Source organism: uncultured Mycobacterium sp. (assembly GCF_964249325.1).
Taxonomy (GTDB): Bacteria; Actinomycetota; Actinomycetes; order Mycobacteriales; family Mycobacteriaceae; genus Mycobacterium.
The window spans coordinates 7,755-17,994 of record NZ_CAXUCH010000009.1; the positions used below are offsets into that span (position 1 = coordinate 7,755).

A 10,240-nucleotide genomic window follows, 5' to 3' on the forward strand; every position below is an offset into this window, starting at 1 on the left:
CCTGCCGGAAGACGGTGAGGGGCCATATTGGGCACCGACGGTGGCCGCCGACCGGTTCGCCGAGGCGTCCACCGCTGAGCGCTGGCATCTGCTGGCCACCACCTGGCTGGAGCTGCCCACCCGTCCCGCGCTAATCGGAACCCGGGGTCCCGACGCGAAACCTTATGGCGCTCTGTCGGATTCGGTGTACTCGACTGCGGCTCCGCTGGACCGCCGGCTGCTGTTGGGCATGCTGGCCGAACTGCCGTCCGGCGCCGGGGTCGACGAGACCTCGGCCTCGACAGCCCTGGTGTGGCGGCGGCCCCGATGGGCCAAGCGGCTGCAACCCGGGCAGGTCGCAGACCTGATCGACGAAGCGCACTTCCTCGGCCTGGTGGGTCGCGGCGCGATCAGCACGCCGGGCCGCGCGCTGCTGGACCAAGAAGCCGACGACGACGCCGTCGTTGCGGCGATGACGCGGGCGCTGCCCGAGCCGATCGACCACTTTCTGGTGCAGGCGGACCTGACCGTGGTGGCGCCCGGCCCGCTGGAACGGCGTCTGGCCGAGGAATTGGGCACAGTGGCCACGGTCGAGTCCGCCGGCGCAGCGATGGTCTACCGGGTCAGCGAGCAGTCGATCCGGCATGCCCTGGATATTGGAAAGACCGCCGACTCGCTGCACGCGCTTTTCGCGAAGCACTCCAAAACACCTGTGCCGCAAGGACTTGACTACCTCATCGATGACGTCTCGCGTCGGCACGGGCAGCTTCGGGTCGGCATCGCGGCATCGTTTGTGCGCTGCGAGGATCCAGCGCTGCTGGCGCAAGTGGTGGCCACGCCCGGTGCCCAACAGCTGGAGCTGCGGGCGCTGGCGCCGACCGTAGCGGTGTCGCAGGCGCCGATATCCGACGTGCTCGCGGTGTTGCGCGGAGCGGGCTTCGCCCCGGCCGCTGAGGATTCCTCGGGCACCATCGTCGACATCCGCGCCCGCGGCGCCCGGGTGCCCACCCCTCAACACCGTCGCACACTGCGGCCGGTCCCTCGCCCAAGCCGCGAGACCGTGAGCGCCATTGTCTCGGTGCTGCGCAAAGTCGCCGCCGCACCCTTTGCCAATATCCGCGTCGATGCAATGACGGCGATGTCGCTGTTGCACGAGGCGGTGCGCGAGGGCACCACGGTGGTGATCGGCTACGTCGACGCCGCCGGCGTGGCCACCCAGCGGGTGGTGACGCCGATCAGCCTGCACGGCGGCCAGCTGGTGGCTTTCGATTCGGCGTCCGGACGGCTGCGCGATTTCGCCGTGCATCGCATCACGTCGGTGGTGCGCGACGGCGACGATGCACAGCGCAGCGCCGAGGAGCGGCGCTGACGTGTCAGCGGTGTCCGGATAATCGAGTTCATGACTGACGGGCCGTTGATCGTGCAGTCCGACAAGACGGTGCTGCTGGAGGTCGACCATGAGCTGGCGGGTGCCGCGCGGGCGGCGATCGCGCCGTTCGCCGAGCTGGAACGCGCCCCCGAGCACGTGCACACTTACCGCATCACTGCGCTGGCGCTGTGGAACGCCCGCGCCGCCGGCCACGACGCCGAGCAGGTCGTCGACGCGCTGGTCAGCTACTCCCGCTATGCGGTGCCCCAGCCGCTGCTGGTCGACATCGTCGACACCATGGCCCGTTACGGGCGGCTGCAGCTGGTCAAGCATCCCGCGCACGGCCTGACGCTGGTCAGCTTCGATCGCGCGGTGCTCGAGGAGGTGCTGCGCAACAAGAAGATCACCCCGATGCTGGGCGCCCGCATCGACGAGGACACCGTCGTCGTGCATCCCAGCGAGCGTGGCCGGGTCAAGCAGATGCTGCTCAAGATCGGTTGGCCTGCAGAGGATTTGGCTGGTTACGTCGACGGCGAGGCGCACCCGATCGGCCTGCGGCAAGACGGCTGGCACCTGCGTGACTACCAGCAGATGGCGGCGGAGTCGTTCTGGTCCGGAGGTTCCGGGGTGGTGGTGCTGCCCTGCGGGGCGGGCAAGACGCTGGTTGGCGCGGCGGCCATGGCCAAAGCCAGTACGACGACGCTGATCTTGGTCACCAACACTGTTGCCGCGCGGCAGTGGAAACGCGAGCTGGTTGCTCGCACCACGCTGACCGAGGACGAGATCGGCGAATACTCTGGCGAACGCAAAGAGATTCGGCCCGTTACCATCTCCACCTATCAGATGATCACCCGTCGCACCAAGAAGGGGGACTATCGCCACCTGGAGCTGTTCGACAGCCGCGACTGGGGATTGATCATCTACGACGAGGTGCACTTGCTGCCGGCCCCGGTGTTTCGGATGACTGCCGATCTGCAGTCGCGGCGCCGGTTGGGTTTGACCGCGACACTGATCCGCGAGGACGGCCGGGAAGGCGACGTGTTCTCGCTGATCGGGCCGAAGCGCTATGATGCGCCGTGGAAAGACATCGAAGCGCAGGGCTGGATTGCGCCGGCCGAGTGCGTCGAGGTGCGGGTGACGCTGACCGACAACGAGCGGATGCGCTACGCCACCGCCGAACCCGAGGAACGGTACCGGGTGTGCTCGACCGCGCACTCGAAAATCGCGGTAGTCAAGTCGATCCTGAGCCGCCACCCCGGCGAGCCCGCCTTGGTGATCGGCGCCTATCTCGACCAACTCGACGAACTGGGCACGCTGCTGGACGCGCCGGTGATCCAGGGGTCGACCAAGACGGCGGAGCGTGAAGCGTTGTTCGACGCGTTCCGTCGCGGCGAGGTGAACACCTTGGTGGTGTCCAAGGTGGCCAACTTTTCCATCGACCTGCCGGAAGCCTCTGTCGCTGTGCAGGTTTCGGGCACTTTTGGCTCACGGCAGGAGGAGGCGCAGCGGCTGGGCCGGTTGCTGCGGCCCAAAGCCGACGGCGGCGGGGCGGTGTTCTACTCGGTGGTGGCCCGCGACAGCCAGGACGCCGAATACGCCGCGCATCGCCAGCGGTTCCTGGCTGAACAAGGCTACGGCTACGTCATCCGCGACGCCGACGACCTGCTGGGCCCGGCCATATGACGGCGAGCGCTAGGTCGTCAGCACCGTCGCCGCGGCGGTGCCCGGTGCACCGTACACCTGCGCGAATCCGACCCGAGGTGTGCCGGAGACCTGACGGTCGCCCGCCTCCCCGCGAAGCTGACGCACCAACTCGTGGACTTGGCGCAGACCGGACGCACCGATTGGCTCGCCGTTGGCGATCAGCCCGCCGTCAGTGTTGACCGGCATCGGGCCGCTGATTTCGGTGGCGCCGTCGGCGAGCAACTTTTCCTGATCGCCGTCGGCGCAGAATCCGGCCTCGGCCATGTGGATCACCTCCGCGCGGGCGTGGGTGTCGGGCAGCTGGATCACGGCGACGTCTTCCGGGCCTACGCCGGCCGCCTCGAACGCGGCGCGCGACGCGTAGACGGTGGGCGACACGTCTTCTTCAAGAGGCGCAAAGGTGGCATGGACCTCGTATGCGCCGTAACGGCGGGTGCGGATCTCGGCCGCGCGCAGATACACCGGTTTCGAGGTGAAGCGGTGCGCGATGTCAGCGCGGCACATGATCACCGCCGCCGCTCCTTCATCAGGGGCGCAGAACATGTATTGCGTCAGAGGGTAATTCAGCACCGGCGAGCCCAAAATCTGCTCTTCGGTCAACGGCTTGCGGCGAAACGCGTTGGGGTTCAACGAGCCGTTGCGGAAATTCTTGGCGGCCACCTTGGCCAGAGTTTCCGGTGAGATGCCGTGCTCGTGGACGTAGCGGTTGGCTTTCATGCCGAAGAACTTGGTGGTGACGAACTGGCCGTTCTCCGCGTACCAGGCCGGAAGGGCCAGCTTGGCAGGGTCGTCCGTGAAGGCACCGCGAGGATGTTTGTCCATGCCGACGGCGATGCCGATGTCGTACTTGCCCAGCCGGATGGTGTCCGCACACAACTGGGTAGCGCTGGCGGCGGTAGCGCAGGCGTTGAACACGTCGGTGAACGGAATTCCGGTCAGCCCCACCAACCTGGTCACCGCGTCCGGGTTGGACACTTCATGGCTGCCGCCGACTCCGAACTGGATGTCCTTCCAGTCGAGGCTGGCGTCAGCCAGCGCGGCCTGGATCGCGTCGGCGCCCATCTCCATCGCGGACTTGCCCTCGAAGCGCCCGAACGGGTGTAGCCCCACACCGATAATCGCCACGTCGTTCATCTCGCCACTCCTTTTCGGGTCCTCGTGGGCCTAGACGGGCTGAAAAGCAAACGTCATGACCTCGTTGCCTTCGGCGTCGGTGGTCAGCGGCACCATGGTCAGCTCGACGTCCATGCCGAACCGCAGCTTGGCCGGATCGTTTTCAGTGAGCCGCCCCTCGACCCTGATCACGTCGCCAAGCTGAACCAGGCCGACCCCGAAAGGGGTGAAGGCGTCGCCGGTAGGACCGGCATAGGGAGGCCCCGGCGGAAACCCCTGGGTGGTCCAGGCCACCAGAGTGCCGCGACGCGGCAACAACAGCTCCGACATCTGCCCGCCGCTGCACCGTGGGCAACGCTGCTGCACTGGAAACGTGGTGGCACCGCAGTCCGCGCAGCGACTGCCGATCAGCTGTGGATTGTCATCCGGCCAGGTAGAGATATCCGGTGCCAACGCCTTCTGCATCGGGCGATCCTCCGAAGTCAGAGAAGAGAATAGTGCTCCGCACCCGACGGTACAACAGCATTCCACCAAACTGGAAATCCCATTCTCACCCCCACTCACCCGGGCTCCGCCATCGGGCAGCTGCACCGCTGCATCGTCACCGGGGCTAGCCGAGCGCGGGGATCACTTCCCGTTCGAACTGCTCGACACCAGACCTGTCATAGGCGGCGTCGGGGAAGTAGCAGATGACGTATTCGCAGCCCAGCCCCCGTAGGCGCTCGAGCCGCTCGACCACCTGCTCGGCCGTGCCGGTCGCCGACTCCGCCCCAGTGGTGCCGGTGATCATCGCATCCGCAGCTGACTCGGGTACGTAGCCGTCAATCCGGTCGCGGACGCGCTGCAGCCGGTCTTTGACCTCCGCCTCCGAGGCGCCAACCACCGCGTTGACGTTGACAGACCGCACAATGGCGTCGAAGTCGGTGCCCACCTCGCGGCAGTGCCCAGCCAGCACCTGCGACTTGCGTGCGAACGCTTCCGGCTCAGGGGTGAAGTTGGTGTACTGCGCGTACTTCGCCGCGATCCGCAATGTCACCTTCTCCCCACCGCCCGCGATCCATAACGGAATACCGTTGTCCTGCAACGGCTTGGGTGCAACGATCGCGCCGTCGGCCTGGTAGTGCTCGCCAGCGAAGCTGACTTTGCCGTCGCGCCAAGCGTCGCGCATGATCTGCACGCCCTCGTCGAGCCGCCCGAGCCTTACCTTTGCGGAGGGGAAGCCGTAACCGTAAGCGCGCCATTCGTGTTCGTACCAGCCGCCGCCGATACCCATCTGGATACGACCGCCGGAGATGATGTCGGCGGTGGCCGCCACCTTGGCCAGATAGACCGGGTTGCGGTAGCTCATCGCGGTACACATCTGGCCGAGCTTGATCCGCGATGTCGTTGCCGCATAGGCCGACATCAGCGACCACGCCTCGTGGGTGGCTTCGGCGGTCGGCATGGGCACAGTGTGAAAGTGGTCGTAGACCCACAGCGAGTCCCACGCGCTGTCGTCGGCGTAGGCGGCCAGCTCGCGCATCACCGACCAGTGCTTGGCGGGTTCGATACCCACCAGATCTAGTCGCCAGCCTTGCGGGATGAACAGTCCAAAGCGCATAGCTCGGGACTCTAGACGGCCTCACATACCCAAAGCAGCCAGCGCGCCGTCGACGACTGCGGTACGCAATTCTTCGTAGGGCGTGTCGGGGAACTGCAGACAGCAGTCCTGCAGGCCACCGAAAGCAATCACCGCGCGGGTGGCTTGCGTCAGTGTTGGGTTGGGTCCGAACACAAGCCGGCCGAGCCGTTCTCGCCATGCCAAGAGCTTGTCGATCAGCCCCAGCTCGGCCAGCGTCGTCAACTCCGTGACCACCAGCACGAGGTCGCCACGGTGCCGATAGTGATAGTCGAAGTAGCCCTCGAGCAGTTCTCGGACATCGGTGTCGCCATGGTTCTCGCGGGCCGCGATGAAGCGCTCGCCCTCTTCGATCAGCGGCTGCAGGATGCTGCGGACCAGCTCTTCTCGCGACGAGAAGTGGTAGTACAACGCGGGTTTGGTGATTCCCAGTCTTTCGGCGATGTCCTGCAGGCTGGTGCGCTGCACGCCGCGCTGTGAGAACAGCTCGCGGGCGACCTCTTGGATGCGCTCCCGGGTGTCGGAGCGGGGCCTGCTCACCCGGCCAGCTTATCTGACTTACCGATAGGTAAGCCCCGTGATACGCTTACCTATCGTTAAGTAAGGACAGGCACATGCGGGTTCTGATATCGGGCGCGAGCATCGCGGGACCGGTGCTGGCGTTCTGGCTCGATCGATATGGATTCGACGTGACAGTCGTCGAGCGTGCACCGACCTTGCGCAAGACTGGTGGCCACGCCGTCGACTTGTTCCGGCCGGCGATGGAGATCTCGGCGAAGATGGGTGTGCTGCCGCGCATCGAGGACCGCGCCACCGGGACCGAGCGACTGCGCATCTACCGCGACGGGGCGCGACGGCCGATCCTCGTCGACCTCACCAAGATCTACCGCGCCGCCTCCGACCGGCACGTCGAGATCATGCGCGACGACCTCGGCGAAATCTATTACGACGCCGCCGATGTCGAGTACCTCTTTGGCGACTCGATCACGGCGATTTCGCCCGATGGTGAGGTGACATTCGAGCGCGCGCGTGCCCGCAGGTTCGACGTCGTGGTCGGCGCCGACGGGCTACATTCCAACGTCCGCCGGTTGGTCTTCGGTGACGACGCCGGTCTCACCCGGTACCTCGGGGGCTATCTGGCGGTGGCGTCCGTACCGAAATCGCTGGCGCCCGATGGGGAAATGATCGGTCACGTCGAGGTCGGCCGCATGGCCGGAATCTACAGCGCGCATCACCTGGACGACGCGCGGGCGGTTTTCCTGTTCCACAGCCCTGAACTGCAATACCACCATCGAGATGCGCTGCGGCAAAAGGACTTATTGCGAAACGCATTCGCGGGAATGCATCCGCGGGTAGACGGTTGGCTCGCACACCTCGACACCACCCCGGCGTTCTACTTCGACTCCATCACCCAGTTGCAGCTGGACAGCTGGTCACGTGGGCGGGTGACTCTCGTCGGCGACGCGGGATACTGCCCGGGCCCGGCCGTGGGCGGCAGCACCAGCCTCGCGGTGGTCGGGGCCTATGTGCTGGCCGGGGAACTGGCCCGCGTGCGCGGCGATTACCAGGCAGCGTTCGCGGCCTACGAACAACAGATGCGCGAACCGGTGCGCCGCAGCCGCGCATTCGCGCGGGGTGCTGCCAAAACCGTCGTCCCCGCCTCCCGGGCCGCGCTCTGGGCGGTGACCCGGGGCGCCCAGCTGGTGTCGGCACTGCCGACACCGGTCAGCCGTGCGATCGCCAAGCTCAACACCAAAGGTGTGCGAATGCACGACTCGATCCCACTGCCCGACTACGGTGCCGGCGTTTGGCAACATTGACGCATGCAGCTTTCCGGCGTCGGAATTTGGAGTAGCCAACTGCGCTACGGCGACCCAGTCGAAGCGGCCGAGGCAGCAGCGGAATTGGAGGAGCTGGGCTTTACCGCGCTGTGGATTCCGGATGTGGGCGGGCCGGTGTTCGACGCCGTGGAGCGCCTGCTGGGCGCAACAAAACAGACCGTGATCGCGACGGGCATCTTGAACCTCTGGATGCACCAACCCACCGACGTCGCCGACTCCTACGCATCGCTGACGGCTGAGCATGGCGACCGTTTCCTGCTGGGTATCGGCGTCAGCCATGCGCCACTGATCGACTCCCGCGAGCCCGGGCGATACCGCAAACCGCTGGCGGCGACGGCGTCGTTCCTGGATGCGCTGGACGCCGCGCAACAGCCGGTACCCGTGGAGCGGCGCGTACTGGCGGCGCTCGGCCCAAAAATGCTGGCCTTGGCAGCGACTCGCGCCCGCGGCGCCCACCCCTACCTCGTCACCCCCGAGCACACCTCCACTGCGCGTTCGGTGTTGGGCGACGGCCCACTGCTGCTGCCGGAGCAGACGGTGATCTTGTCCGACAGCGCCGAGCAGGCCCGCAACATCGGAACCGATTGGCTCCGCGCCTATTTGGCGCTACCCAACTACGCCAACAATCTGCTTCGGAGCGGGTTCTCCGCCGACGATCTAGCGCAGGTGAGCGATCGACTCTTCGACGCGATCATCGCCTGGGGTGACGAGGAAGCCATCATGCGCAGGGTTGCCGAGCATCGAGCGGCCGGCGCCGACCATGTCTGTGTGCAAGTGTTGCTGGCTGACCAGACGGCGTTCCCGCGCGAGGAGTGGCGCCGAATCGCCGCGGCGTGCACTTCCTGACCGCCCGTGATGTCGTTGGCCACAGCGCTACTTTCCGATTGCCGTGGAGAGCTTCAATCAGCGCCCGCCACGTAATACCGTGAGGCAATGGCCTCTCGACACGCGTTGTTTCAGATCTTCTACACGCTGGGCTTTACCCCATGGGACGGCCATCCACAGTCGGCGACGCTGCGCGGACTGATCGAGGGAACCGACGCGCTGCCCCCGGGATCCGCGCTTGACGTCGGATGCGGCACCGGCGACGCGTCGATCTATCTGGCCCAGCACGGCTGGCAAGTCACCGGGGTTGACTTCACGCCGAAGGCAGTGGAGAAGGCCCGCGCGAAGGCCCGGGCCGCGAACCTGACGGTCAACTTCGTCCGCGCCGACGTTACGCATTTGAGCCAGGCCGGAATCGGTTCAGGGTTCGGGCTGATCGTGGACAACGGTTGCTTTCACGGCATGAGCGACGTCGATCGTGACCTTTACGTCCGCGAGATCACGGCAGCCGCCGCCCCGGGCGCACGGCTGTTCATGGTCGCTTTCAAACCCAGCGGCCGGTTGGGGCCGGCGGGAGTCGAGCAAGCGGAAATCGAGCGCCGTTTCACACCGACCTGGACCCTGCTGTCGGCGACCGATGAACCGCAGTGGACGAATGGCAACCGATTCGCCGCCCGGTTCCAGGCGCGCAGCTACGTGCTTCAGCGCCAAAACTAGCCCTGGCCAGCAGAGGCAAAGGCGCCCAAAACCACGCTGTTCCGGGAGCTTCCGCGTCTGCTCGCGCTAGGAGGTCAGCGAGTCAGGCGGCAAGAACCGGTCGCCGTACTTGGCGGCCAGCTCGCGCGCACGGGCAACGAAGCCCTCCTTGCCGCCGGGATAGCCGACGACGAACTGCGCGGTGCCACCGGTCCACGGCGGGAAACCGATACCCATGATCGATCCGATGTTGGCGTCCGCCGTGGACGTCAGCACACCCTCGTCGAGACACTTCTGGGTTTCCAGCGCCTCGGCGAACAGCATCCGGTCGATCATGTCCTGCAGCAGCGGCTTCGACGAACCCGACTTGAACGTCTCGCGCAGGCCCGGCCACAGGCCGACCCGCTTCCCGTCGACGTACTCATAGAAACCGGCGCCCTTCAGCTTGCCCGGCCGGCCCAGCTCGAGCATCTTGTTGACGACGGCCTCAGCCGGATGCGGCGTGTAGGTCTGCCCGGCGGCTTCGACGCCTTCGCGGGTGGCCTTGGCAATCTTGGCCATCAGCTCCATATTCAGCTCGTCAGAGAGCTGCAGCGGCGGCGCCGGGTAGCCGGCCTGGCCGCCCGCGTGCTCGATGCTGGCCGGCTCCACGCCTTCGCCGAGCATCGCGATCGCCTCGTTGATGAACGTTCCGATCACCCGGCTGGTGTAGAAGCCGCGGCTGTCGTTGACCACGATCGGGGTTTTCCCGATCTGCATCGCCAAATCCGCCGCCTTGGCCAGGGTGGCATCAGAGGTCTTGCGGCCCTTGATGATTTCGAGCAGCGGCATCTTGTCGACCGGCGAAAAGAAGTGGAGGCCGATGAAGTCCTCGGCCCGCGTGACCCCGCTGGCCAGCTCGGTGATCGGCAGGGTCGAGGTGTTGGAGCCCAGCACCGCGTCTCGCGCCACCACAGGCTCGATCTCGGCAAACACCTTGTGCTTCAACTCAACCGACTCGAACACCGCCTCGATGACCAGGTCGGCGCCGGCGGCGTCGTTCGCGTCGGCGGTGGGGTGAATGCGGCTCAGCAGCGCGTCGGAGCGCTCCTGGGT

Annotated in this window: 8 protein-coding genes and 2 pseudogenes (2 of these 10 only partly in view); 5 read left to right on the top strand and 5 right to left on the bottom strand. The window is 66.3% G+C overall.

Annotation, left to right across the window (positions count from 1 at the left end):
- Positions 1 to 1,348, top strand: a pseudogene (locus ACFE99_RS02500) (helicase-associated domain-containing protein); it begins 948 nt to the left of the window's first position.
- A 30-nt stretch (positions 1,349 to 1,378) separates the two neighbouring features.
- Entirely contained in the window at positions 1,379 to 3,031 is a 1,653-nt protein-coding gene (locus tag ACFE99_RS02505) for a DNA repair helicase XPB (RefSeq protein ID WP_375482103.1), read from the top strand.
- 9 nt (positions 3,032 to 3,040) lie between these two features.
- On the opposite strand, the gene ACFE99_RS02510 is transcribed toward ACFE99_RS02505, so the two are convergent.
- From ACFE99_RS02510 to ACFE99_RS02525, 4 genes are all read right to left on the bottom strand, one after another.
- Complete coding sequence (locus tag ACFE99_RS02510; protein ID WP_375482105.1) at positions 3,041 to 4,186, bottom strand: thiolase family protein; 1,146 nt, start codon at positions 4,184 to 4,186, stop codon at positions 3,041 to 3,043.
- Positions 4,187 to 4,216: 30 nt separating this feature from the next.
- Positions 4,217 to 4,630 (bottom strand): Zn-ribbon domain-containing OB-fold protein, encoded by a 414-nt coding sequence (locus ACFE99_RS02515; protein ID WP_375482107.1) that lies wholly within the window; start codon positions 4,628 to 4,630, stop codon positions 4,217 to 4,219.
- A 145-nt stretch (positions 4,631 to 4,775) separates the two neighbouring features.
- Positions 4,776 to 5,765: an LLM class F420-dependent oxidoreductase gene (locus ACFE99_RS02520; protein ID WP_375482109.1), complete on the bottom strand. Its 990-nt coding sequence runs from the start codon at positions 5,763 to 5,765 to the stop codon at positions 4,776 to 4,778.
- Positions 5,766 to 5,786: 21 nt separating this feature from the next.
- Complete coding sequence (locus ACFE99_RS02525; RefSeq protein ID WP_375482111.1) at positions 5,787 to 6,323, bottom strand: TetR/AcrR family transcriptional regulator; 537 nt, start codon at positions 6,321 to 6,323, stop codon at positions 5,787 to 5,789.
- Positions 6,324 to 6,397: 74 nt separating this feature from the next.
- On the opposite strand from ACFE99_RS02525, the gene ACFE99_RS02530 reads away from it, so the two are divergent.
- The 3 genes from ACFE99_RS02530 to ACFE99_RS02540 all read left to right on the top strand — a co-directional run bounded on the left by ACFE99_RS02530 (position 6,398) and on the right by ACFE99_RS02540 (position 9,166).
- Entirely contained in the window at positions 6,398 to 7,603 is a 1,206-nt protein-coding gene (locus ACFE99_RS02530; protein ID WP_375482113.1) for an FAD-dependent monooxygenase, read from the top strand.
- 3 nt (positions 7,604 to 7,606) lie between these two features.
- Entirely contained in the window at positions 7,607 to 8,470 is an 864-nt protein-coding gene (locus ACFE99_RS02535) for an LLM class F420-dependent oxidoreductase (protein WP_375482115.1), read from the top strand.
- Between the two features lie 87 nt (positions 8,471 to 8,557).
- On the top strand, positions 8,558 to 9,166 hold the full coding sequence (locus ACFE99_RS02540) for a class I SAM-dependent methyltransferase (RefSeq protein WP_375482118.1): 609 nt from the start codon (positions 8,558 to 8,560) through the stop codon (positions 9,164 to 9,166).
- Between the two features lie 66 nt (positions 9,167 to 9,232).
- Here the strand turns inward: ACFE99_RS02540 and ACFE99_RS02545 are convergent.
- Positions 9,233 to 10,240, bottom strand: a pseudogene (locus tag ACFE99_RS02545) (3-hydroxyacyl-CoA dehydrogenase NAD-binding domain-containing protein) (it continues 1,159 nt past the right edge of the window).